Origin of the sequence: Klebsiella sp. K5-204, from assembly GCF_030128585.1 — a bacterium.
GTDB classification, from domain to species: domain Bacteria; phylum Pseudomonadota; class Gammaproteobacteria; order Enterobacterales; family Enterobacteriaceae; genus Klebsiella; species Klebsiella quasipneumoniae.
The window spans coordinates 471,549-493,216 of the sequence record NZ_JAKUZS010000003.1; the positions used below are offsets into that span (position 1 = coordinate 471,549).

The 21,668-nt window shown below is 59.4% G+C and carries 23 protein-coding genes and 1 pseudogene; 5 read left to right on the forward strand and 19 right to left on the reverse strand.

Translation table 11 applies throughout. The features are described 5' to 3' along the window. Positions 1–40: 40 nt before the first annotated feature. Entirely contained in the window at positions 41–808 is a 768-nt protein-coding gene (locus MKR05_RS11000; RefSeq protein ID WP_032456498.1) for a helix-turn-helix transcriptional regulator, read from the forward strand. On the opposite strand, the gene leuA is transcribed toward MKR05_RS11000, so the two are convergent. The 14 genes from leuA to MKR05_RS11070 form a co-directional block, all read right to left on the reverse strand. Next, the gene (gene leuA, locus MKR05_RS11005; RefSeq protein WP_238875130.1) at positions 787–2,463 is read right to left on the reverse strand and encodes a 2-isopropylmalate synthase; all 1,677 of its coding nucleotides are present in this window, start codon (positions 2,461–2,463) and stop codon (positions 787–789) included. The genes MKR05_RS11000 and leuA overlap by 22 nt on opposite strands. Positions 2,464–2,599: 136 nt before the next feature. After that, positions 2,600–4,138, reverse strand: a complete 1,539-nt coding sequence (gene emrB / locus MKR05_RS11010; protein ID WP_002914342.1) for a multidrug efflux MFS transporter permease subunit EmrB — start codon at positions 4,136–4,138, stop codon at positions 2,600–2,602. A 15-nt stretch (positions 4,139–4,153) separates the two neighbouring features. Further along, positions 4,154–5,326, reverse strand: a complete 1,173-nt coding sequence (gene emrA, locus MKR05_RS11015) for a multidrug efflux MFS transporter periplasmic adaptor subunit EmrA (protein ID WP_004205697.1) — start codon at positions 5,324–5,326, stop codon at positions 4,154–4,156. A 125-nt stretch (positions 5,327–5,451) separates the two neighbouring features. Further along, positions 5,452–5,982, reverse strand: coding sequence for a transcriptional repressor MprA (mprA, locus tag MKR05_RS11020; RefSeq protein WP_002914337.1), 531 nt, complete (start codon positions 5,980–5,982; stop codon positions 5,452–5,454). Positions 5,983–6,072: 90 nt separating this feature from the next. Then, positions 6,073–6,408 (reverse strand): L-valine transporter subunit YgaH, encoded by a 336-nt coding sequence (gene ygaH / locus MKR05_RS11025; protein WP_004205699.1) that lies wholly within the window; start codon positions 6,406–6,408, stop codon positions 6,073–6,075. Beyond that, the gene (locus tag MKR05_RS11030; RefSeq protein ID WP_023290756.1) at positions 6,398–7,144 is read right to left on the reverse strand and encodes an AzlC family ABC transporter permease; all 747 of its coding nucleotides are present in this window, start codon (positions 7,142–7,144) and stop codon (positions 6,398–6,400) included. Before MKR05_RS11030 ends, ygaH begins: the two co-directional genes overlap by 11 nt. Before the next feature lie 180 nt (positions 7,145–7,324). Next, positions 7,325–8,323: a glycine betaine/L-proline ABC transporter substrate-binding protein ProX gene (gene proX, locus MKR05_RS11035; RefSeq protein ID WP_023290755.1), complete on the reverse strand. Its 999-nt coding sequence runs from the start codon at positions 8,321–8,323 to the stop codon at positions 7,325–7,327. A gap of 77 nt (positions 8,324–8,400) precedes the next feature. Then, on the reverse strand, positions 8,401–9,468 hold the full coding sequence (gene proW / locus MKR05_RS11040) for a glycine betaine/L-proline ABC transporter permease ProW (protein ID WP_004205702.1): 1,068 nt from the start codon (positions 9,466–9,468) through the stop codon (positions 8,401–8,403). Further along, on the reverse strand, positions 9,461–10,663 hold the full coding sequence (proV, locus tag MKR05_RS11045; RefSeq protein ID WP_002914328.1) for a glycine betaine/L-proline ABC transporter ATP-binding protein ProV: 1,203 nt from the start codon (positions 10,661–10,663) through the stop codon (positions 9,461–9,463). Before proV ends, proW begins: the two co-directional genes overlap by 8 nt. A 356-nt stretch (positions 10,664–11,019) precedes the next feature. After that, the gene (gene nrdF / locus MKR05_RS11050) at positions 11,020–11,982 is read right to left on the reverse strand and encodes a class 1b ribonucleoside-diphosphate reductase subunit beta (RefSeq protein WP_032453806.1); all 963 of its coding nucleotides are present in this window, start codon (positions 11,980–11,982) and stop codon (positions 11,020–11,022) included. A gap of 10 nt (positions 11,983–11,992) precedes the next feature. Continuing rightward, entirely contained in the window at positions 11,993–14,134 is a 2,142-nt protein-coding gene (gene nrdE / locus MKR05_RS11055; RefSeq protein ID WP_048298087.1) for a class 1b ribonucleoside-diphosphate reductase subunit alpha, read from the reverse strand. Next, positions 14,107–14,517: a class Ib ribonucleoside-diphosphate reductase assembly flavoprotein NrdI gene (gene nrdI / locus MKR05_RS11060; RefSeq protein ID WP_023290751.1), complete on the reverse strand. Its 411-nt coding sequence runs from the start codon at positions 14,515–14,517 to the stop codon at positions 14,107–14,109. The genes nrdE and nrdI overlap by 28 nt, the downstream gene beginning before the upstream one ends. Beyond that, the gene (gene nrdH / locus MKR05_RS11065) at positions 14,514–14,759 is read right to left on the reverse strand and encodes a glutaredoxin-like protein NrdH (RefSeq protein ID WP_023290750.1); all 246 of its coding nucleotides are present in this window, start codon (positions 14,757–14,759) and stop codon (positions 14,514–14,516) included. The genes nrdI and nrdH overlap by 4 nt, the downstream gene beginning before the upstream one ends. 183 nt (positions 14,760–14,942) lie before the next feature. Then, the gene (locus MKR05_RS11070) at positions 14,943–15,374 is read right to left on the reverse strand and encodes a carboxymuconolactone decarboxylase family protein (protein WP_023290749.1); all 432 of its coding nucleotides are present in this window, start codon (positions 15,372–15,374) and stop codon (positions 14,943–14,945) included. A gap of 88 nt (positions 15,375–15,462) precedes the next feature. On the opposite strand from MKR05_RS11070, the gene MKR05_RS11075 reads away from it, so the two are divergent. Then, positions 15,463–16,833: a PLP-dependent aminotransferase family protein gene (locus tag MKR05_RS11075; protein ID WP_238875128.1), complete on the forward strand. Its 1,371-nt coding sequence runs from the start codon at positions 15,463–15,465 to the stop codon at positions 16,831–16,833. 119 nt (positions 16,834–16,952) lie between these two features. Here the strand turns inward: MKR05_RS11075 and MKR05_RS11080 are convergent, their stop codons facing one another. Further along, a complete protein-coding gene (locus MKR05_RS11080; protein WP_032432206.1) occupies positions 16,953–17,300 on the reverse strand; it encodes a DUF883 family protein in 348 nt (115 codons plus the stop codon). A 149-nt stretch (positions 17,301–17,449) separates the two neighbouring features. Here MKR05_RS11080 and MKR05_RS11085 point away from each other — a divergent pair, with 149 nt between their 5' ends. Next, positions 17,450–17,812 carry a DUF2002 family protein gene (locus MKR05_RS11085; RefSeq protein ID WP_002914291.1) on the forward strand — a complete coding sequence of 121 codons (363 nt, stop codon included), beginning with the start codon at positions 17,450–17,452 and terminating at the stop codon, positions 17,810–17,812. A gap of 78 nt (positions 17,813–17,890) precedes the next feature. Here the strand turns inward: MKR05_RS11085 and MKR05_RS11090 are convergent, their stop codons facing one another. After that, complete coding sequence (locus MKR05_RS11090; RefSeq protein WP_049013830.1) at positions 17,891–18,340, reverse strand: L-alanine exporter AlaE; 450 nt, start codon at positions 18,338–18,340, stop codon at positions 17,891–17,893. Between the two features lie 728 nt (positions 18,341–19,068). Here MKR05_RS11090 and stpA point away from each other — a divergent pair. Continuing rightward, positions 19,069–19,470 (forward strand): DNA-binding protein StpA, encoded by a 402-nt coding sequence (gene stpA, locus MKR05_RS11095; protein ID WP_064157708.1) that lies wholly within the window; start codon positions 19,069–19,071, stop codon positions 19,468–19,470. A gap of 75 nt (positions 19,471–19,545) precedes the next feature. Here stpA and MKR05_RS11100 read toward each other — a convergent pair whose 3' ends face one another. Then, complete coding sequence (locus MKR05_RS11100) at positions 19,546–19,725, reverse strand: hypothetical protein (RefSeq protein ID WP_023290745.1); 180 nt, start codon at positions 19,723–19,725, stop codon at positions 19,546–19,548. 204 nt (positions 19,726–19,929) lie between these two features. Here MKR05_RS11100 and lpxO point away from each other — a divergent pair, with 204 nt between their 5' ends. Next, positions 19,930–20,832, forward strand: a complete 903-nt coding sequence (gene lpxO, locus MKR05_RS11105) for a lipid A hydroxylase LpxO (RefSeq protein WP_032453800.1) — start codon at positions 19,930–19,932, stop codon at positions 20,830–20,832. Here lpxO and MKR05_RS11110 read toward each other — a convergent pair. Beyond that, positions 20,813–21,359 (reverse strand): annotated as a pseudogene (locus MKR05_RS11110) (rhodanese family protein). The gene lpxO and the pseudogene MKR05_RS11110 sit on opposite strands and share 20 nt — an antisense overlap. A 7-nt stretch (positions 21,360–21,366) precedes the next feature. Then, positions 21,367–21,666 (reverse strand): helix-turn-helix transcriptional regulator, encoded by a 300-nt coding sequence (locus MKR05_RS11115; RefSeq protein WP_002914277.1) that lies wholly within the window; start codon positions 21,664–21,666, stop codon positions 21,367–21,369. Between the last annotated feature and the right edge of the window lie 2 nt (positions 21,667–21,668).

Below are 21,668 nucleotides of genomic sequence, written 5' to 3' on the forward strand. Positions count from 1 at the left end.
GGCCCGACGCCTGTCGCCGGGCCGCTTTCCCGACGCCGCCATGACGACGACCACCACCTTCTCCTTTCAGCACCGCCCGCTGGTGCCCTTTGCCCATGATTATGCTCACGGTGACCAGGAAGACTGGCATCAGCATGACTGCGCCCAGCTGCTGCATATTTTAAGCGGCGTGGTGCGGGTGGCGACGCCGGCAGGCTACTGGGTGGTGCCGCCCGGACGCGGCGTCTGGCTGCCGGCGGGAACGCCGCACGCGCTGCGCATGACCGGCAACGTGGCGGCGCGAACGCTGTTTATCGATCCGCTGGCGCGCGCCGATCTTCCGGCGGGCTGCCAGATCGTACAGATCACGCCCCTGCTGCGGGAACTGATTGTCTCCTCCCTGGCGCTGGCCGAGCGTTATGCCCCCGCCAGCCGCGACGAACGGATTTATGAGCTGATCCTCGATGAGATCCGCGGGATGGCGATCCTGCCGTTTGGCCTGCCGGAGCCGCAAAGCGAAACGCTGCGCCGGCTGTGCCAGCAGGTGCGCGAGGCGCCGGGCGACGTCTGGAGCAGCAGCCAGGCGGCGAAGGCGTGCAGCATGAGCGAGCGAACCCTGAACCGCCATTTTCAGCAGCAGACTAGCCTGACGTGGCGCGAGTGGGTGCGCCGGGCGAAGCTAATGGAAGCGCTGATTCGCCTGGCGCAGGGCCACTCCGTGCTGCGGGTGGCGCTGGAGCTGGGCTACGGCAGCCACAGCGCCTTCAGCGCCATGTTTCGTCGGGTGATGGGCGTCGCCCCCAGCGACTATTTTCGTCCCCCGGCCTGATCGGCGGCGCTGAGCGCATTGCACAGCGCCTGCAGCGAGGCGCGCGCCACGTCATTATCGATACCCACGCCCCAGTAGCTTTCTCCTTGCGGAAAAACGCAGCGGATATAGGCCACCGACCGGCTGTCGCTGCGCGCGCCGAGGGTATGCTCATGATAGTCCTTGATCATAAACGGCTGCCGAAACAGCGCGCTGAGGCCGCTGGCGGCGGCGGAGAGCAGGCCGTTGCCCTGGCCCTGCAGGCGTCGGGTTTCGCCGTGGTGACGTAGCGTCCCCTGCAGGGACAGCTGGCCATCCTGCTGGCTGGCGCTCTGATAATCGACCAGCGTCAGCGCAGGCTGCGCCTGCAGCCCGTAGCGCGTGCGGAACAGCTGCCACAGCGCATGGTGGGTCATCTCTTTGCCGTCGCTATCGGTGGCCTGCTGAACGTGCTGGCTGAAGTCCTGCTGCAGCCCGCGGGGCAGCTTCAGACCATGATTTTGTTCGATAAGCCAGGCGCTGCCGCTTTTCCCCGACTGGCTGTTGACGCGGATCACCGCCTCATAGCTGCAGCCAATATCCTGCGGGTCAATGGGCAGGTAGGGCATCCGCCATGGGTCGCCAGGCTGACGGGCATCAAACCCTTTTTTGATCGCATCCTGATGGGAACCGGAGAAGGCAGTGTAGGCCAGACTTCCCGCCCACGGGTGGCGCGGGTGCACGGGGATCTGATTGCAGTTTTCCACCACTTCCACCACCCGGTTCATCTGCTCGAAGCGAAGCTCAGGGTCGACGCCCTGGCTGTAGAGGTTCATCGCCAGCGTCACCAGGCAGACGTTGCCGGTGCGTTCGCCGTTGCCGAACAGGCAGCCTTCCACCCGGTCGGCGCCGGCCATCACCGCCAGCTCGGCGCTGGCGACGCCGGTACCGCGGTCATTGTGAGGATGCACGCTGATGCAGACCTCGCCGCGGCGGGAGAAGTGGCGGCAAAAGTACTCGATCTGATCGGCATAGACGTTGGGGGTGTTGACCTCCACCGTCGCCGGCAGATTGACGATCATCGGTCGCTCGGCGCAGGGCTGCCAGACGTCCGCCACCGCTTCGCAAATCTCGAGCGCAAACTCCGGTTCGGTGAAGCAGAAGGTTTCAGGCGAATATTCATATTGCCAGCGGGTCTCCGGCTGTTGTTCGCACTGCTGGCGGATAAGCCGGGTGGCGCGGGTCGCGAGGGCGATCACCTCGGCCTTGTCCATGCCGAAAACCAGTTCGCGGAACAGCGGCGCGGTGGCGTTGTAGAGGTGGACGGTGGCCCGGCGGGCGCCGCGCAGCGCTTCAAAGGTTCGCAGGATCAGCGGGTCCCGCGCCTGGGTCAGCACCTGGATAGTGACCTCCTCCGGGATGCGCTGTTCGTCAATCAGCTGGCGGACAAAGTTGAAATCGGTTTGCGAGGCGGAAGGGAAGGCGACCTCAATCTCTTTAAAGCCGCACTCCAGCAACAGATCCCAGAACTGCAGTTTGCGGGCGCTGTCCATGGGCTCCGCCAGCGCCTGGTTGCCGTCGCGCAGGTCGGTCGACAGCCAGCGCGGGGCGTGGCTGATTTGCCGGTCCGGCCAGCGGCGGTCGGGCAGGGTAATCGGCGGATAGGGACGGTACTTTTCAGCAGGATGGCTCAGCATAGTGTTCTCCTTAATAGTCAGCCTCTATCCTGCCCGAGCGCCGGCTGGCGGGCTTTCGCAAACGAGACAGAAACTAGCGAGAACTGGACAACCTGACGCCGTAAAAAAGGGACCCGCAGGTCCCTTAATGTGAGGCTTAGTGCGCGCCGCCGCCGCCGCCGCCGGCGCTGAACGGGGGTCTGGCGAACCACACCAGTCCCAACAGCAGGATGAAAATGGCCGCTGAGATCCAGAAGATTTCGTTGGCGGAGATAATCAGTCCCTGGTTGGTTATCTGCTGCGCTATCCAGCCGGACGCCTGCTGCTGCGTCATTCCCATCCCCTGCAGCTGATCGTAGATCTGCTGCGCGTTGGGGTTGAACGGCGTCACCGATTCGGTGAGCTGCGCATGGTGCAGCGCCTCGCGGTTGGTCCACAGGGTGGTGGTGATCGAGGTCCCGATGGAGCCGGCAAGGGTACGGGTGAAGTTCGACAAGCTCGACGCCGCCGCCAGCCGTTCCGGCGGCAGGCCGGAGAGGGTGATGGTGGTCAACGGCATGAAGAAGCAGGCTACCGCGAAGCCCTGGATAAACTGCGGCCACGCCGAGGCGCCAAAATCCATCCCCGGTTCGAAGGTCCAGGCGCGCCAGTAGAAGCAGACGGCGTACATGATAAAGCTGAAGGTGACCAGCCGTCGCATATCGAGCTTATGCGCAAAGCGGCCGATAATCGGCGACAGAATGACCGGGATCACCCCCACCGGCGCTGACGCCAGGCCGGCCCAGGTCGCGGTGTAGCCGTAGACCTCCTGCAACAGCTGCGGCAGCAGCACGATGGCCCCGAAGTAGAGCATGTAGGCCAGGCTGATACAGAGGCAGCCGATGGTGAAGTTGCGCGACTTAAACAGCGACAGATCGACAATCGGGTTATCGTCGGTCAGCTCCCAGACGATCAGGAAGCTTATCGCCACCACCGCCACGATGGTCAGAATGATAATTTCATTGGAGGAGAACCAGTCCAGCTCTTTACCCCGGTCCAGCATCACCTGCAGGCTACCGATACCGATGATCAGCAGCGCCAGGCCGACGCCGTCGATACGCCGCTGTTCGGTTTTGGTTTCCCGGTTGCGCAGGGTCTGCAGGGTCATCAGCACCACCGCCACGCCAATGGGCACGTTGATAAAGAAGATCCATCCCCAGTGGTAGTTATCGCTGATATAGCCGCCGAGGATCGGGCCGCAGATGGGGGCGACGATCACCGTCATCGACCACAGCGCCAGGGCGATAGAGCGTTTCGCCGGCGGATAGTTGCTGAGCAACAGACTTTGCGACAACGGGATCAGCGGCCCGGCAACAATCCCCTGAATGACGCGGAAGAAGATCAGCATCGTCAGGCTGTTGGAGACGCCGCAGGCCCAGGAGGCGATGGCGAAAGCGGTGGTGGACCACAGGAACAGCTTCACCTCGCCCACGCGCTTGGCCAGCCACCCGGTGATCGGAATGGAGATGGCGTTAGCGACCCCGAACGAGGTGATGACCCAGGTCCCCTGGCTCAGCGATGAGCCAAGGTTACCGGCGATGGTCGGGATCGCCACGTTGGCGATAGTGGAATCCAGCACCTGCATGAACGTCGCGAGCGACAGCGCAATGGTCATGATGACCAGCTGCGCGCCTTCCAGCGGTTTTTGCTGTTGCATTACACTCACCCCGAATTATCCGGCGTTGGCCTGAATGATCTCGTCTATCAGTTTATTGACCGGATCGAGAGCGATTTCGCGGGCATTGCTCTCGTAGACCGGGGAGCTCCGCACCTGGCTTGCCAGCATTTCGCCATCGCGATCGGTGGTGTTAACTTCCACCAGCGTCGAGAGGCCGATGCGCAGCGGGTGTTCCGCCAGCTGTTTTTCATCCAGTTCGATGCGGACCGGCAAGCGCTGTACCACTTTGATCCAGTTGCCGGTGGCGTTCTGCGCCGGCAGCAGGGAGAAGGCGCTCCCGGTTCCCATATCCAGACCAACCACCTTGCCGGTGTATTTCACGTCATCGCCATAGATGTCGCTGATTACGGTGGCCGGCTGGCCGATGCGCATATGCGCCAGCTGGGTCTCTTTAAAGTTAGCGTCGATCCACAGGTTGGTCGCCGGAACCACCGCCATCAGCGGCGTGGTGGTGCCGATCTGCGCCCCAGGCTGTACCGAGCGGCGGGAAACGTAGCCGCTAATCGGGCTGACGATCTGCGTACGCTGCAGGGCCAGCCAGGCGTTACGCACTTCGGTCGCCGCCTGCAGCACCGCCGGCTGCTGTTCCAGTTTGGTACCCAGCACGATCGCCTGGTTGGCGTTGTACTGCTGGATCGCCACGTCAAGCTCGGCCTGCGCGCTGGCGACGGTGTCGCGGGCGTGCTGCAGCTCTTCGCGGCCGATGAGGTTCGCGGCGCCCAGCGGGATGCGGCGGTTCAGGTCAGCCTGCGCCTGGGCGAGGGCGGTCTTTTTGACGTCAATATTCGCCTGCAGCTGCTTGCTGTTGATCATCTGCTGACGGGTTTGACGCACGCTGGCGGCCAGCTGCGTTTTGGCTTTCTCAAACGCCTGTTGGGCATCGGTCTGATCGAGAGTGACCAGCGGATCGCCTTTCTGCACATAGTCCGTGTTGTCTGCCCAGACTTTGGTCACGCTGCCCGAGACCTGGGCCATAATTTGTACCTGGTTCCCTGCCACGTAGGCATCGTCGGTCTCTTCGTAGTGACGCAGTACCAGAAACCAGTAAATCCCATATGCCACGGCAATAATAATGAAGAGCAATGTCAGCAACAGAAGGGCGCCTTTACGCTTCCCTTTTTTGCTGCCTGGTTGCTGCGGGGTTTGGCTCTCCGCATTTGCGCTCATGTTATTCTCCACGATCTTATTATTTCACATCGGCTGAGCCGACCTGTTTATCAGAAAGGCCAGCAGAGATCTGCTGGCCTGGCTGTTTTCCTTGCAACGTAAAAATGGGCTGAGCGACGCCGCCCTTAGCGTAGAGAGTCCGCCAGCACGCCTTCTTCTTCCATCTGGTCAAGGCGGCTCAGGAGTTTGCGGGTAATGTGTTCGAGCTGATCTTTTTCGCTGGTGCTGAGTGAAGACCACAGCTGGTGCAGGCAGTTATGCTGCGGCGGCAGGACTTCACGCAAAAACTGATGGCCCTTTTCGGTCAGCTGCAGATGCAGACAGCGACGATCGTTATCGCTCTCGCGGCGTTCAATCCAGCCGCGTTTTTCCAGTTCATCAGCGATACGGGTGGCGTTAGTACGCGACGAGCCCAGCGCACAGCTCAGCTCGGACGGCTGAATGCTGTGGTTTTCCTGCGACTCCAGCGTAATCAGCGCCATAAATAATGTCTCGTTAATTCCCTGCGCTTTGAGCATTTTATTGCGATTTTCCAGCAGCTTACCTTGCATATGCATGCAAAGACGAGTTAACAGAATCTCCTGGAACGGGAAATCTTCATGGCGGCTGGCGCGGAACTTGAGCATTTGCTCAATGGGAGTAAACGAACTATCCATTTGGGTATGACCTCATTAATTACAGCCGATATAATAACTATTGTGACAAATAAATCAAATGAATTATTGACCAAAATTGATACGCAAAGCTTAGAGCCCGCTGGCGATTTTCCAGGCCAGACCGTAGGCCAACGCCGACAGCAGGGTCGGGATAATAATGCTGCGGGTTTTCCAGAAGGCGCCCCCCAGCACCAGGAAGCCGATCAGCGTCGGCGCCAGGCGATGGGCATCGGCGAGGATCTCCGGCACGCTGGAGACCACCAGCAGCGCGCAAATCGAGGCGATGCCGATGGTATCCAGCAGCACGCTGACCGGGCCACGACGGGCAGGCCGGGCATGACCCGCGCGCAGACGCAGGGGAAGATAACGAAACAGATAGTTCACGCCGCCGACAATCACTCCGAGCAGAAGGACCTCACTGTTCATCCGGCATCCCCTTCAGCATGGCCTGGACCAGCGCCGTCAGACACCCGCAGACAATTCCGGCGAGGATCGCCGCCGGAATGGAAAATAACAGAATGCCGCCCAGCGCGCCCGCCAGCGCCGCCGTGACGCACAGCGATTGCTGGCGCTGGAAAGAGGCCAGCAGGAAGCTCATAAACAGCGCCGGCAGCATAAAGCCGAGCGCGGCTTCCACCGCCGGATAATCCACCAGCAGGCCGTTGCCGGACCAGGCGCCGGCCAGCGTGCCGCACACCCACGATGCCCACGAGGTAAACGCGAGACCGAGCATCCAGTTTTCGCTCCAGCGTCGGTTGTCGCGTACCAGCCTGGCGGTGGCGGCGGCGAAAACCTCATCGGTCAGGCCGAAGGCCCAGAGGGCGGTCTTCTTTTTGTCCAGCGCGGTATGAATGCGGCTGCGCAGCGAGGGGCCATACAGCACGTGGCGGACGTCCATCGCCATCACCGTCAGGGCGGCGACCCACAGCGAACTGCCGGCGGCCAGCATGGCGGTGATCACAAACTGGCTGGCGCCGGCGTAAATAATGCAGGAGAAAAACAGGCTTTCCAGTGGGGTGAACCCCAGCCGGGTGGCGTTCAGTCCGAAGGCGAATGCCACCGGAAGGTAGCTGATGACGATGGGGAGACTGTCTTTAATGCCTTCGCCGACGGTAGCGACACGTTCAGATAAGGCACAGGTTAAGGGCGCGGGGTTTTCCATATGAATAACTTATCGCTGGATCCATGTGAAGGTGGCAAATTGACCGATGTCCCCACCTTAACAGAGCGCGACGCGCCTTAACACTATGAAAATGCCCGCAATCCGCTTTTCCATGACCCTGACGGGATGAAAGGCGGGGAAGGGGCCCGGATAAGGCGCCGGGCCTTATCCGGGGGCGGGTTACTGCTGCGCGGCGAGCGCGGCTTTCACCCAGCTGTCGAACAGCGGCTGGTGGGCTTTGATCCAACCATCAACATGACCGTTAATGTCGGCTTCGGAAGCATGGCCTTCGTGCATCATCGCATTCTCGGCGTTGATGTCGGCGATCGGCAGCTTCATGACGCTAAACAGAGTGGCGGCGGCCGGATTTTTCTCCGCCCAGGCTTTGTTGGCGACAATGTGCATGGTGTTGACCGGGAAGCCATAGTTGGCGCCGTTGGCCAGTTTGGTATCGATGTTTTTCTGCTCGCCCGGCAGGGAGGAGAACGGCACCTGCAGCCAGACGACGTCTTTGCCAGGCTTCAGCACGTCGCTAACCCAGTACGGCGTCCAGGTGTAGTAGAGCACCGGTTTACCCTCTTTATAGCGGGCGATGGTGTCGGCCATCATCGCCGCGTAGTTGCCCTGGTTATGGGTAACGGTTTTGCTCAGGCCATAGGCGTCAATCTGGTGGTTAATCACCGCTTCGCAGCCCCAGCCCGGGGTGCAGCCGGTGAGGTCCGCTTTACCGTCGTTGTTAGTATCAAACAGTTTGGCGATCTGCGGATCTTTGAGCTGATCGATAGAGGTGATGTGGTACTGCTCGGCGGTTTTTTTATCGATCAGATAGCCCTGGGCGGCACCTGAGACGTACACCCCCTTGCGGTAAAATTTGTTATCACCGCCCGCCGCGGCGTACATGTCATCGTGCAGCGGCTGCCAGTTGGTGGCGATAAAGGTAGTATCCCCGGCGGCAATCGAGGTATAGGCAACGTTATAGTCCACTTCGCTCGGTTTTTCGACGGTGTAGCCAAGCTTCTCCAGCGCGCGGCTGACCAGCAGGGTCTGGAAGCTCTCTTCGGAGATAGTGCTCTGCGCCGGCTTGACGGTAATTCCTTTGCCCGGCAGGTCGGCGGCGAAGGCGCTGGTGGCGATCAGGGTGGCAAAGGCGGCGGTGGCCATCATCGTGCTATGTCGCATGGTGGTTCCTCTTATTGTTTAACGGGAAGGCGGCTCCCCGGCATCGGCTGGTGCCGGGGTGCGGCGCTGTTATCGACTTATCGACAGAAAGGGCGAGTGAGAAGCCCCAGCGGGCCGGTGGTGTACCAGCGGCGGTTGCCGCGACTGCGGGCGTCGCGGCCGACGGCCTGGGTGAGGCGGTCAAGAATAATCGCCAGGATCACGATCCCCACGCCGCCGACGGTGGCCAGGCCCATATCCAGGCGGCCAATGCCGCGCAGCACCATCTGGCCAAGACCGCCGACGGCGATCATTGAGGCGATCACCACCATCGACAGGGCCAGCATTAGCGTCTGGTTAACCCCGGCCATAATGGTGGGCATCGCCAGCGGCAGCTGAACTTTAAACAGCAGCTGGCGAGGGCTGGCGCCAAACGAGCGCGACGCTTCGATCAGATCCGCAGGCACCTGGTTTATCCCGAGGATGGTCAGACGGACGATCGGCGGCAGGGCGAAGATAATCGTCACCACCACGCCGGGCACGTTGCCGATGCCGAACAGCATCACGATCGGCACCAGGTAGACGAAGGCCGGCGTGGTCTGCATGGCATCCAGCAGCGGGCGGATAATTTTCGCCGCTCGCGGACTGCGCGCCAGCCAGATCCCCAGCGGCAGGCCGATGATCATGCAGAACAGCAGGGCGGTGAGGACCAGCGCCAGGGTGACCATCGCCTGCGACCACGCGCCGATGGCGCCGATGGCAATCAGCGAGACCAGGGTGGCGACCCCCATGCCGAGGCTGGAGATCTGCCAGGCGATCAGCGCGAAGACGATAATCGCCACCGGCGCTGGCATCCCCAATAGCAGCTGCTGGAAGGCGCTGAGGATGTAGTCGATCGGCACGCGGATCCCCTGGAACAGCGGGCGGAAGTGCAGCACGATCCAGTCGATGGCGTGGGTCACCCAGCTGTCGAGCGGGATCAGGGTCTTATGGAACGGATCCATGATATTGAACTGTTCCGGCTGCGGCGCCGGGGCGCTGTGCAGCCAGTCGGCGCCGCCGCCATTAGTCGGCGCGGCAGTTGAGGCGCCACCCCAGGCGTCTGCAGCCTGGGCGGCGTTGTCGGTTGCCGGGGCGCTGTCCCACGGATTGGTTTGATCAGCCATGATTCACCCCCTCGCGATCTAAAGCCTGGAGCAACATTCGTTTGGAAATGATGCCAATATATTGTTGTTCTTCATCCACCACCGGGACGGCGCACGGGGCGTGGCCGACGTGGGAGAGCAGATCGCTGAGCGGCGTTTGCGCCTCCACCGCCAGCGGGGCGTCAATCAGCGCCGCCTCGATCCCCTGGCCGGCGCTGAGCGCGGTTTTCAGAGAATCGATCGAGACAATCCCGACAAAGCGATTACCGCGCTCAATGACATAACCATATTCCCGGTCTTCATCCTGTAATAATTTCAGCGCAGAGCGGGGGCCAAAACCTGGCGTTTTACGAATCAGGCCGACCGGGCTACGACGGGCAATATCTTTCGCGCTGAAGACCTGGCTAATATCGACGCCGCGGAAGAAGGTGCGGACATAATCATTGGCCGGATTATTCAATATTTCATCCGGAGTGCCGACCTGAACCACTTCGCCATTTTGCATAATGGCGATACGATCGCCAATTCGCATGGCTTCATCAAGGTCATGGGAAATAAAGACAATGGTACGCTGATGCTTAGCCTGTAATTTGATTAGCTCATCCTGCATTTCGGTGCGAATGAGCGGATCGAGCGCGGAGAAGGCTTCATCCATTAACAGAATATCGGGATTAATCGCCAGGGCGCGGGCTAAACCGACGCGCTGACGCATCCCGCCGGAGAGTTCATCCGGCCAGGCGTGGGCATAATTCTCCAGCCCCACCTGACGCAGCGCTTCCCGCGCTTTTTGCTCTCGCTCAGCGGCCGGGACGCCGGCAAGCGCCATGCCAAACGCCGTATTGTCGAGCACGCTCATGTGCGGCATTAGCGCAAAGGACTGAAAAACCATCGCAATTTTTTTACGACGCACCTCGCGCAGCTCGGCGTCCGACATTTTGGCGATATCGACCCCGTCAATCAGCACCTGGCCGCGGGTGGGTTCAATCAGGCGATTGAGAAGGCGAACCATGGTGGATTTCCCCGAGCCGGAGAGCCCCATGATGACGAATATCTCGCCTTCTTCAATGGCCAGACTGGCGTCTTTGACGCCAAGCGACAGCCCCGTTTTTTCCAGTATTTGCGCTTTGTTGAGTCCTTTCTCAATATATTTGAAAGCACGGTGAGGGTGCTCGCCAAATATCTTATAAAGATTTTTAATTTCTAATTTAATTGCCATGCAATAGAGAAGTTCCTGTTATTTGTTTATTGCGATATGGTACCCAATGGTGATAATGATCTTTTTACACCCTAACATACTCAGATTCTGTGACAACCCTCAATGGCGAACTCTCGGCAAAATGGAGGGAGGGGCATGGCGGCACAGCCCCCGTGATATAAGGGCTGAGCGGTAATTTGTTGTGGGTAATATTTTTTGATTATCTTTGGATAATTCGAATGAAATGGGCCGGTTTTCTGCTAAATATGACGAAGTGATGACGGTTAGACCATGGAGAGAATATTTGGTGGATTAATCGCGATTCTGTGAAATTGATCACCAGGAATATGCGGGCGATATTCCTGGTGAAAGTACGGTTAAAAGTCCCAGTCGTCGTCGGCGGTCTCTTCCATTTTTCCTATCACGTAGGAGGAGCCGGAGCCGGAGAAAAAGTCGTGGTTTTCATCGGCGTTGGGTGACAGCGCCGCGAGGATCGCCGGGTTAACCGCCGCCATCTCCGCCGGGAACAGCGCCTCGTAGCCGAGGTTCATCAGCGCTTTGTTGGCGTTGTAGCACAGGAAGGCGCTGACGTCGTCGAACCAGCCGCTCTCGCCGTACAGTTCCCGGCTGTAGGCCAGCTCGTTGTCGTACAGATCCATCAGCAGATCGAGGGCGAAGTTTTTCAATTCTTCGCGCTTACCGGGGCTGACGATCTCCAGTCCTTTCTGATACTTGTAGCCGATGTAATAGCCATGCACCGCTTCATCGCGAATGATCAGGCGGATCAGATCCGCGGTATTGGTCAGTTTTCCCCGACTGGAGAAGTGCATCGGCAGCCAGAAGCCGGAATAGAAGAGAAAGGATTCGAGGAACACGCTGGCGATTTTTTTCTTCAGCGGCTCGTCGGCCTGATAGTAGCCCAGCATCAGCTGCGCTTTGCGCTGCAGAGGTTCGCAGCTTTCGCTCCAGGCGAAGGCGGCATCCACCTCTTTGCTGTGGCACAGCGTGGAAAAGATGGAGCTGTAAGAGCGGGCATGAACCGCTTCCATAAAGCTGATGTTCGACAGCACCGCCTCCTCATGCGGGGTCAGAGCGTCCGCCATCAGCGCCGGCGCGCCGATGGTGTTCTGAATGGTGTCGAGCAGGGTCAGCCCGGTAAAAACGCGAATGGTCAACTGCTGCTCCGCCGCGCTAAGGGTTTGCCAGGCGGGAATGTCGTTCGACAGCGGCACTTTCTCCGGCAGCCAGAAGTTGCTGGTGAGACGATTCCACACCTCCAGATCTTTATCGTCATCGATGCGGTTCCAGTTGATCGCGCTGACGCGTGTTAAATGGGTCATCCTGTTCTCCTTACAGCGCGCAGGACACGCAGCCTTCAATTTCAGTGCCTTCCAGCGCCAGCTGGCGCAGTCGGATGTAGTACAGCGTCTTAATGCCTTTCTTCCAGGCGTAGATTTGCGCCTTGTTGATATCGCGGGTGGTGGCGGTATCCGGGAAGAACAGGGTCAGCGACAGCCCCTGATCGACGTGGCGCGTCGCCTCGGCGTAGGTGTCGATGATCTTCCGGGGGCCTATTTCGTACGCATCCTGGTAGAGGGCCAGATTATCGTTATTCATAAACGGCGCGGGGTAGTACACCCGTCCGGTTTTCCCCTCTTTGCGGATCTCAATCTTCGAGACGATCGGGTGAATGCTGGAGGTAGCATGGTTGATGTACGAGATCGAGCCGGTGGGCGGCACCGCCTGCAGATAGCGGTTGTAAATGCCATAGCGCATGACGTCGTCGCGCAGCTGGCGCCAGCTTTCCCGGTCGGGCAGGGAGATGCCGGCGCGGGCGAACAGCGCGCGGACCCGTTCGGTTTTCGGCTGCCACGACTCCTGCAGATATTTGTCGAAGTATTCCCCGCTGGCGTAGCGCGACTGCCCGAAGCCGGCGAAGCGCTGGCCGCGCTCGCGGGCCAACAGCATCGAGGTGTGCAGCGCGTGCCAGGTCACGGTGTAGAAGTAGATATTGGTGAAGTCCAGCCCCTCCGGGCTGCCGTAGGCAATGCCTTCCCGCGCCAGGTAGCCGTGAAGATTCATCTGCCCCAGACCGATGGCGTGGGAGGCGGCGTTGCCGGCCGCCACGGAGGGGACCGACTGAATGTGGCTCATGTCGGACACGGCGGTCAGGGCGCGCACCGCGGTGGCGATAGTGAGGCCGAAATCCGGCGAGTCCATGGTGTGGGCGATGTTCAGCGAGCCGAGGTTGCAGGAAATATCTTCCCCGATATGGGCATAGCTGAGATCTTCATTATAGGCGGACGGCGTACTGACCTGCAGGATCTCGGAACACAGATTGCTCATGGTGACCCGCCCGGCCACCGGACTGGCGCGGTTCACCGTGTCTTCAAACATGATGTACGGGTAGCCGGATTCAAACTGGATCTCCGCCAGGCGCTGGAACAGGTCGCGGGCGCGGATCCAGCGTTTGCGAACCCGATCGTCGGCTACCAGCTGTGGATAGAGGTCGCCGATGGCGCAGTCGGCGAAGGGTTTGCCGTACAGCCGTTCGACATCATACGGCGAGAAGAGCGCCATCTGCGCGTCTTCTTTCGCCAGCTGGAAGGTGATGTCAGGGATCACCACCCCCAGCGACAGGGTTTTGATGCGGATTTTCTCATCGGCATTTTCACGCCGGGTATCAAGGAAGCGCAAAATATCGGGATGGTGAGCGTGCAGCCAGACCGCCCCCGCCCCCTGGCGGGCGCCGAGCTGGTTGGCATAGGAGAAGGCGTCCTCCAGCATCTTCATCACCGGCACCACGCCGGAGGACTGATTTTCGATGCGCTTGATCGGCGCCCCGGCCTCGCGCAGATTGGAGAGTAAAAAGGCCACGCCGCCGCCGCGCTTCGATAACTGCAGCGCCGAGTTCACCGCCCGGCCGATGGACTCCATATTATCTTCAATGCGCAGCAGGAAGCAGGAGATCAGCTCCCCGCGCTGCTGTTTGCCGGCGTTAAGGAAGGTGGGCGTGGCTGGCTGGAAGCGGCCGCTGAGTATCTCCTCCGTCAGCTGCCGCGCCTGCTGTTCATCGCCCCGGGCCAGCGTCAGGGCCACCATTACGCTGCGTTCCGCGAAATCCTCGAGGTAGTGCTTGCCGTCAAAGCTCTTCAGCGCGTAGCTGGTATAGAACTTCCAGGCGCCGAGGAAGGTCTGGAAGCGAAACGCGGCGCGCCGGGCATGGGCGAACAGCGCCAGCACAAACCCGCGATCATAGCCGGCCAGCAGCTGGGGATCGTAATACCCCTCGCGGACGAGCCAGCTGAGTTTATCCTCCTGGCTGGCAAAGGCGAGGGTGTTGGGCTGAACCTGGGTCGCCATAAAAGCCTCAACCGCCTGGCGATCTTTTTCAAACGGGATGCGGCCCTCGCTGTCGTACAAATTCAGCATCGCATTGAGGGCGTGAAAATCCACGGCGGCGGTTATACGTTCTGCGGTTGTCGTTGCCAAAATTCGCTGACTCCTTTACGCACGTTATCGATATCGTCGGGGGTTCCCATCAGCTCGAAGCGGTAGAGATAGGGCACGGCGCATTTCTGCGCGATGACATCCCCGGCGCGCCCCCAGGCGTCGCCAAAGTTGCGATTGCCGGCGGCAATCACCCCGCGGATCAGCCGACGGTTATGTACGTCGTTTAAAAAGCGGATCGCCTGACGCGGCACGGCGCCGGCGGTACCGCCGCCGCCATAGCTGGGAACGATGAGAATATAGGGCTCGTCTACCTGCAGAGGTTCACGCTCGTTCAGCGGGATGCGCACCGCCGGCAGCCCCAGGCGCTGCACAAAGCGATGGGTGTTCTCCGAACGGCTGGAGAAGTAGACGATGAGGCTCATGCGCTGGCCGTCGCGACGGAGGGGCGCAGGCGATTGATCATATCCGGGCGGAAGCCGCTCCAGCGCAGGTCGCCGGCGATCACCACCGGCAGCTGGCGAAACCCCTGTTCGCGCAGGGTGTCGGCGGCATCCGGCTGCTGGTCGACGTTGACCATTTCAAAGGCCAGTCCCCGGCTCTCCATGGCTCGTCGGGTGGCATGGCACTGCACGCAGTCATTTCGAGTGTAAATAGTAATGCGCATGATTCGTATTTCCATTTAAGATAACAGCACGGCGCTAAACGTAGCGTCGAACGTTGTGGGCCATTCGATAAGGAAATACTAGATGTAGTTATTTAAAACTTCAACCACTCAATATATAGCGTTTTTAGCAAAGAATTCCCCCGCCGGGGTGGCCAGGCGGAGGAGGGGGAAGGCTACGCGAAACTACAGACGCATGGCGACGGCGAGGCGGTTAAAGGCGTTCATCAGGCTGATGGCGAAGGTGAGATCGCTTATCTGACGTGGGGTAAAATGTTCGCGCAGCGGCAGGTAAACCTCATCTTCCGCATGGCTGGCGGCGATGTCGGTGACCGACTCGGCCCAGGCAAGCGCCGCGCGTTCGCCAGGGGTAAAATGGTCGCTCACCCGCCAGCCGGCCAGGGCATCCAGCTTGCTCTGCGCCATGCCGCCTTTGCGCAGCGCCTGGCTGTGCTTCTCAAGGCAGAAGGCGCAGCCGTTGATCTGCGACACGCGTAAATAGACCAGCTCCACCAGGGCGCTGCCCAGCTCGCTTTTCTCCAGCGCGAGGCTGGCCTGCACCAGCCCTTTATAGACTTCCGGGCTCAGTTCACTGAATGGCTGACGTAATTGGCTCATGGTGTTCTCCTCTCTAAGACGGCAGCCAAAATAGCACTATAATGGACTGCAAAAGATAGCCATATTGTGATGAAAAAAGCAGACCATAATGGAAGCCAGCCACCTCCCTCTCTATCAACGCATCGCCCGCCAGCTGAAATCCGCCATTGAACGTGGCGAACTGGCTCCGGGCAGCCGTCTGCCCGCCAGCCGGGTGTTTGCCCAGGAGCAGGGCGTCTCCCGGGCGACCATCGAAAACGCCTGGGGCGAACTGGTCGCCCAGGGCTGGCTCGAGCGACGCGGGCAGGCGGGAACCTTTGTCAGCGAGCGGCTCAGTCCGCGCCAGCTGGCGCCAGTGCCGCCAGCGCAGCCTGCCGCGCCGGCGGAGCCGTTGCCGTTTCAGATGGGGCTCCCGGCGCTGGATCTCTTTCCGCGCGGGCTGTGGGCGCGGGTGATGGGGCGCCGGCTGCGGACGCAGTCGCGGTTCGATCTGGCGCCCGGCGATCCCGGCGGCGACCCGCTTCTGCGTCAGGCGATCGTCGACTATCTGCGCCTGTCGCGCAGTATCGACTGCCAGCCGGAGCAGGTCCTGATCGCCGGCAACTATGCCACCGCCATAAACCTGATCCTGCGTACCCTGGCGCAGCCGGGGCAGCATATGTGGATGGAGGATCCGGGATATCCCTTTATCCGCCCGGTGGTCGAGGCCGGGCAGCTGGTGGTGGATGCGATCCCGGTGGACGACGAAGGGATGGATATCGCCTGGGGCCAGCGCCATCACCCGCAGGCGCGGTTTGCCCTGCTCACCCCGGCGCATCAGAGTCCGCTGGGAGTGGCGCTCTCGTTGCCCCGGCGTCGCCAGCTGTTGGCATGGGCCGCGGAGCGTGACGCCTGGATCATTGAGGATGATTACGATAGCGAGTTTCGCTATCGCGGCAAACCGCTGCCGCCGCTGAAAAGCCTTGATGCGCCACAGCGGGTCATCTACGCGGGCACCTTCAGTAAGTCGATGTTTCCGGCGCTGCGCACCGCCTGGCTGGTGGTGCCGACCGCGCTGGCGGCGCGCTTTCACCAGACCGTGGAGCGCCAGCCCTGCACCGTTCCCACCCTGTGGCAGCAGACGCTGGCGGATTTTATCCAGCAGGGCCATTTCTGGCGTCATTTGAAAAAAATGCGCGCCAGCTACAGCCAGCGCAGGGAGTGGCTGGAGTCGGCTCTGCAGGCGCAGGGCTTTCAGGTCACGCCGCAGCAGGGAGGGATTCAGCTGGTCATGCCGGTCAACGGCGACGATCGCCTGCTGGCCCAACGGGCGGTGGCGGCCGGGCTGGCGGTACAGGCGTTGAGCGACTGGCGGATGCGCCATACCGACGAGGGGGGATTACTGATGAGTTTTACCAATATTCGCTCGCCGGCAATGGCTGGCGCGCTGGCCCGGCGGCTGAGGGAGGCGATCGGCGGCGTCACGCCCGCTGGCGCATAAAAAACCCCTGCGGCCAGAGGCGCGCAGGGGCTGACGCGTATTTGTTATCTTCATTGCTTTCCGTGAAGCAGGCGGGCTTCCGCGCGCTTATCGCGCGGCGGCAGCAAACGCTATAGCTATTATCGACGTAAATTGAGCAATACGCCAATAAATACCCCGACGGCGGCGGCGGCGCCCACGCTGTGCCACGGTTTATTGCGCACGTAGGTGTCGGCGCAGCCCAGCGCATCGCACGCTGCCTGGCGCGCATCCAGCGCCGCCTGCTGCACCCGGTTGTGGCCATTAAGGCGGGCGCGGGTCTCTTTTAACAGCGACTGCGCTTTGGCACGCGCCGCTTCCGCTTCCTCTTTCGCGTCACTGCCCCACGATTTCAGCACCTCTTCCAGCGTGTCCGCTAATTGGCTGACATCGTTATGAATATCTTCGGCGTTCTCGTCAAAATTGTTGCGGTTCACATGGTTAGCCATCGTTATCTCCCTTAATTCCATCGAGTGAGTAAGTGTAGGACAAGATTTTGAATTATGCTTACTGCTGTGGTTTCTGGAATATTCCGAAAGCACTGCCCTTAATGAATAAGGTAAGGTCAATGTGCGGTAAAAGATAACGAGGAATCAGTATGTATTTAAGACCCGATGAGGTGGCGCGTGTTCTTGAAAAAGCCGGCTTCACCATGGATGTTGTGACGCAAAAAGCGTACGGCTATCGCCGCGGCGATAATTATGTTTATGTGAACCGCGAAGCGCGCATGGGGCGAACAGCGTTAGTTATTCATCCAGCGTTAAAAGAGCGCAGCAATATGCTGGCTGAACCGGCTTCAGATATCAAAACCTGCGACCATTATGAACAGTTTCCGCTGTATTTAGCCGGGGATGCGCAGCAGCATTATGGTATTCCGCACGGCTTTAGCTCACGCATGGCGCTTGAGCGTTTTCTTAATGGACTGTTTGGCGAAGCCCAGCCGGCCATGTCGACGAATTAATTCGCTGGATAAAGACCCGGGCGAAGCTGGCTGGCGGGAGGAAGCGACTGGCAGAGCCAGTCGCTGTTAACGTGTCGGTCAGGCTTTCGCCTGCTGGTAGGGCGCCACGCGGAACAGGCGGCGGCAATAGTCGAGGAAGTAGCCGTAAGCGGCGCCCATCATAATTGAAACCGCCAGGTTCGAGCTCACCGCAGCGACAATCTGGTGCCAGTCCGCACCCACGCTCCACAGAATGGCGACATAAACCGGCGACTGAAAGGTCACGTAGGCCAGCACGTCGGCCATATTTTTCATCCAGCCGGCCGGAGTAATACGCCGGGCCTGACGCATCGCGAAGTCGCGATAAATCCCGTAAGGGACAGCGATAATAATGTTGACCGGGATCGCCACCAGGCGCGACGATAACGACTGCTCAAACGTCATACCAGAGAGAAAAATTTCGATCATCATGTTGACGACGGTGCAGTAAACCACCATCGCAAAGGTGTCTGCAACCGCATGCCGCAAGCGGGAGTGCGCAGAGAACATCGGAGTGCTCCTCGAAAATGAAGTCAATAACGCCGAAAAATGCGCGTTGGTATAGCGTTTTTGGGCTGCCTGTTTTGATGTGCGTAGAGTATATCTCTGCATTAAAAGTGGCAACTAGCTATAAATTTTTATTTATTGCCTTTTTGTCGATAAAATACTCTGCGAAGGTCGGTTTTTTGCCCGTTACGCTACTTTTATTGCTGGTTTTATTAAATTCTTTTACTTTCAAATGGTTGCGTTGTTTTTCGCCATGATATCTGACCAGGGGGTCGGTATCTGACCACCCGCTGTGGCGCAAAATCGCGTTAGCCTGTGATAAGGGTCATGTTTAGATGTTTTTATGCCATTACGCCGGTTTTTGTGGTGAAAAATTCTAAAACGATATGTGGCGTTTTATTCTGAATGTCTGAGTAACTATTCATTTAGCCACGCTGAGAGGGCCTGCGCATTCACCGACGATAAGAGGATAACCCGCTGACCATAAAGGTAATATCGCCTTCTGGATATATTTTCCTATCTCACCATCCGCCGCTTTTATTTATTCAGGGTCTTATTGGCCTGCGCTGGCGAAAAAGAAGCGGGGATTTCCCGATATAAGGTAGGCGGAAAAGGTTTACTCTCTGCATAATATATTTATCTGGATAACCGAAGGCTGGAAATAAATAAACGTTTCTATTACACTTGCCGCGTTGTGTCTTTTAATTTGCTATTTGGAAGTTTTTAATTTTATGTCTTCAATGTTACACAAACTGAATAATATCCGTTCACTGCGCGCGCTGTCCCGTGAATTCTCCATTGACGTGCTTGAAGAGATGCTGGAAAAGCTCAGGATCGTCACTGAAGAAATACGTACGCAACAGCAGCTGGCGGCGCAGCAGCAGGCGGAATATCAGGAAAAAGTGAATACCTGGCTTGAGCTGATGCGCGCCGACGGTATTTCTCCTGACGAGCTGGTGGCCGATATTCAGCCGCCGATGGCGGGAGGTAAAAAGCGGAAACCGCGCCCGGCGAAATATCGTTATAGCGATCATACCGGCGCCGAGAAAACCTGGACCGGCCAGGGAAGAATGCCGAAGCCGATTGCCCAGGCGGTCGCCGAGGGGAAATCGCTGGACAGCTTTTTAATTTAAAACCGATGCAGCCAGCGCCGCGACGGCGGGGAGACCCACCGCCCGGCCTGGCCTTATGACCTGCAGCGAGGGGCTTCAGCAGACGCCGAAGTCCCCCTCTTCCTGATAGGACGTCACCTCGTCTGACTTCAGCGTATAGCGTTCTCCCTGCTCCTGCGCGGCCTGAACCACCACCAGATCCTCGCCCTGCACTTCGACCACTTTCAGTTTTGGCCCGCCCGCACGCGGTTGTACCAGATCGCCGACAGAAAACATCATTCACTCCTCACTGTTAATACCACGTATGAACCTAAACCATAGCTCAACGCCCGCGCACTGAACACCGGGTGTGCTCTTTTTTGTTAAAACAATTTGGAGGTATATGTATTAATGTTGTTAATGTTTTGCTGGCGCCATACCGCTGCTGACAAGGGGGACGGCGAGGGTAGGGTTACCATCAATCAGGTCAGGAAAGACACCATGAAGTATATCATTCTGTTGATCATTGTTATTGCTGTGCTGTATGTCCATTACCGCGGACGGGTGCGCTATCGTTTCTGGCGACAGCTCTCCGACCATTCCACATTTACCGCGCCGTTGAATGGATTTATGTATTTATTTTCCCGCGTGCCGAATACGCCTTATCTGCGCCCGGAGATGTTTCCCGAGCTGGCGATATTGCAACAAAACTGGCTGGTTATTCGCGAAGAAGGCATCCGCCTCCAGCAGCTGGAGCAGATTAAAGCGGCCGATAAATATAACGATGCCGGATTTAACTCATTTTTTAAAACCGGCTGGAAACGCTTTTATCTGAAATGGTATGAGGATGCCCATCCCTCCGCCAGCCAGCTTTGCCCACAAACTACCGCGCTGCTGCGGGATATTCCGTCGGTGAAAGCGGCCATGTTCGCCACCCTGCCGGACGGCAGCCGTCTGCCGCGCCATCGCGACCCCTACGCCGGTTCCCTGCGCTTTCATCTTGGCCTGGCGACGCCGAACGATGACCGCTGCTTTATCGAGGTGGATGGTCAGCGCTACAGCTGGCGCGACGGGGAAGGCGTGCTGTTTGACGAGACCTATATCCACTATGCGGAAAATACCAGCGGTGAGAATCGGCTGATTCTGTTCTGTGATATTGAACGGCCGATGCGCTACCGCTGGGCGCAGAAGGTCAACCACTGGCTGGGGCGCAATCTGATGAGCGCCGCCTCGGCGCCCAACGACGCCAGCGATCGCACTGGCGGAATTAACCGGGCGTTTCGCTATATCTACCAGATCCGCATTGTCGGCAAGCGGCTGAAAAAATGGAATAAGACGGTCTATTACGTCGTCAAATGGCTGCTTTTCGGCGGCATTGCCTGGCTTATCTGGAGTGCGTTTTAACTCCCCTGGCGCCGGTTCCACGGCATGATCGCCAGCAGGCGCGCCATGCCGCAAAAGCCGGTTATCCCGGCGAAAGTGAGCCCGGCGCCGACCGCGCCGCTGAGCAGGAAAAAGCCGCCGTTCACGGTATAGCCCAGCAGCACCCCCAGTAAGATCAGAGCGCCAGCGGCGATTTGCACCTGGCGCATCAGCGGCAGCGGTTGCGATTTATCTTCCTCAACCGGGAGCCCCGCGGCTTTCCATGCCTGAATCCCCCCCGCCAGCAGGCTGACCTGCGCCGGCGCGGCGGCGGCGGCCAGACGAATAGCGTTGTTCTGCGTCCGGGAGCCGGCCTGGCAGTGGAAGATCACGCGCTCGCCGGCCCGGGCGTTTAGGGTCGCGCCGCCGTTCAGGGTGGCGAGCGGCACCAGCTCGGCATCGGGAATATGTTCGCGCGCGTATTCATCCGCATCGCGGATATCTATCAGTCTGGCGCCCTGGGCAATCTGCACCCGGGCTTCGGCAGGGGTTAAGGTGGCGATGGTCATAGGATCCTCACGGGCAATAGAGCGTTTTCAGCGTGTTGATCACCTGCTGTACCGCAGGATGGGTGATGAAATAGTGGATGCGCTGAGCGTCGCGTTCGCTGTCGATCAGCCCCTCGTCACGCATCCGCGCGAGGTGCTGCGAGGTGGCGGAAGGGCTCAGGCCGGTAGCGCGGGCCAGTTCACCGGCGCTGGCCCGCGGCGCGTCGCATAGCATGCACAGGATCAGCAAGCGGTGAGGATTGCTCATCGCTTTCATCAGCGCGGCGGCTTCGCCGGCGCGGGCCTGCAGGTCTTCGGGTGTGGTCATGT

Excerpts from the sequence above, each read along its gene's own strand:
- proW (WP_004205702.1), bottom strand. The coding sequence starts at position 9,468 with ATGGCTGATCAAACCAATCCGTGGGACAGCGCCCCGGCAACCGACAAC.
- MKR05_RS11030 (WP_023290756.1), bottom strand. The coding sequence starts at position 7,144 with ATGGAAAACCCCGCGCCCTTAACCTGTGCCTTATCTGAACGTGTCGCT.
- MKR05_RS11085 (WP_002914291.1), top strand. The coding sequence starts at position 17,450 with ATGTATTTAAGACCCGATGAGGTGGCGCGTGTTCTTGAAAAAGCCGGC.
- lpxO (WP_032453800.1), top strand. The coding sequence starts at position 19,930 with ATGAAGTATATCATTCTGTTGATCATTGTTATTGCTGTGCTGTATGTC.
- nrdF (WP_032453806.1), bottom strand. The coding sequence starts at position 11,982 with ATGACCCATTTAACACGCGTCAGCGCGATCAACTGGAACCGCATCGAT.
- mprA (WP_002914337.1), bottom strand. The coding sequence starts at position 5,982 with ATGGATAGTTCGTTTACTCCCATTGAGCAAATGCTCAAGTTCCGCGCC.
- MKR05_RS11100 (WP_023290745.1), bottom strand. The coding sequence starts at position 19,725 with ATGTTTTCTGTCGGCGATCTGGTACAACCGCGTGCGGGCGGGCCAAAA.
- proV (WP_002914328.1), bottom strand. The coding sequence starts at position 10,663 with ATGGCAATTAAATTAGAAATTAAAAATCTTTATAAGATATTTGGCGAG.
- ygaH (WP_004205699.1), bottom strand. The coding sequence starts at position 6,408 with ATGAACAGTGAGGTCCTTCTGCTCGGAGTGATTGTCGGCGGCGTGAAC.
- MKR05_RS11070 (WP_023290749.1), bottom strand. The coding sequence starts at position 15,374 with ATGAGCCAATTACGTCAGCCATTCAGTGAACTGAGCCCGGAAGTCTAT.
- MKR05_RS11115 (WP_002914277.1), bottom strand. The coding sequence starts at position 21,666 with ATGACCACACCCGAAGACCTGCAGGCCCGCGCCGGCGAAGCCGCCGCG.
- emrB (WP_002914342.1), bottom strand. The coding sequence starts at position 4,138 with ATGCAACAGCAAAAACCGCTGGAAGGCGCGCAGCTGGTCATCATGACC.
- proX (WP_023290755.1), bottom strand. The coding sequence starts at position 8,323 with ATGCGACATAGCACGATGATGGCCACCGCCGCCTTTGCCACCCTGATC.
- nrdI (WP_023290751.1), bottom strand. The coding sequence starts at position 14,517 with ATGAGCCTCATCGTCTACTTCTCCAGCCGTTCGGAGAACACCCATCGC.
- MKR05_RS11090 (WP_049013830.1), bottom strand. The coding sequence starts at position 18,340 with ATGTTCTCTGCGCACTCCCGCTTGCGGCATGCGGTTGCAGACACCTTT.
- leuA (WP_238875130.1), bottom strand. The coding sequence starts at position 2,463 with ATGCTGAGCCATCCTGCTGAAAAGTACCGTCCCTATCCGCCGATTACC.
- MKR05_RS11075 (WP_238875128.1), top strand. The coding sequence starts at position 15,463 with ATGGAAGCCAGCCACCTCCCTCTCTATCAACGCATCGCCCGCCAGCTG.
- stpA (WP_064157708.1), top strand. The coding sequence starts at position 19,069 with ATGTCTTCAATGTTACACAAACTGAATAATATCCGTTCACTGCGCGCG.
- MKR05_RS11000 (WP_032456498.1), top strand. The coding sequence starts at position 41 with ATGACGACGACCACCACCTTCTCCTTTCAGCACCGCCCGCTGGTGCCC.
- MKR05_RS11080 (WP_032432206.1), bottom strand. The coding sequence starts at position 17,300 with ATGGCTAACCATGTGAACCGCAACAATTTTGACGAGAACGCCGAAGAT.
- nrdH (WP_023290750.1), bottom strand. The coding sequence starts at position 14,759 with ATGCGCATTACTATTTACACTCGAAATGACTGCGTGCAGTGCCATGCC.
- emrA (WP_004205697.1), bottom strand. The coding sequence starts at position 5,326 with ATGAGCGCAAATGCGGAGAGCCAAACCCCGCAGCAACCAGGCAGCAAA.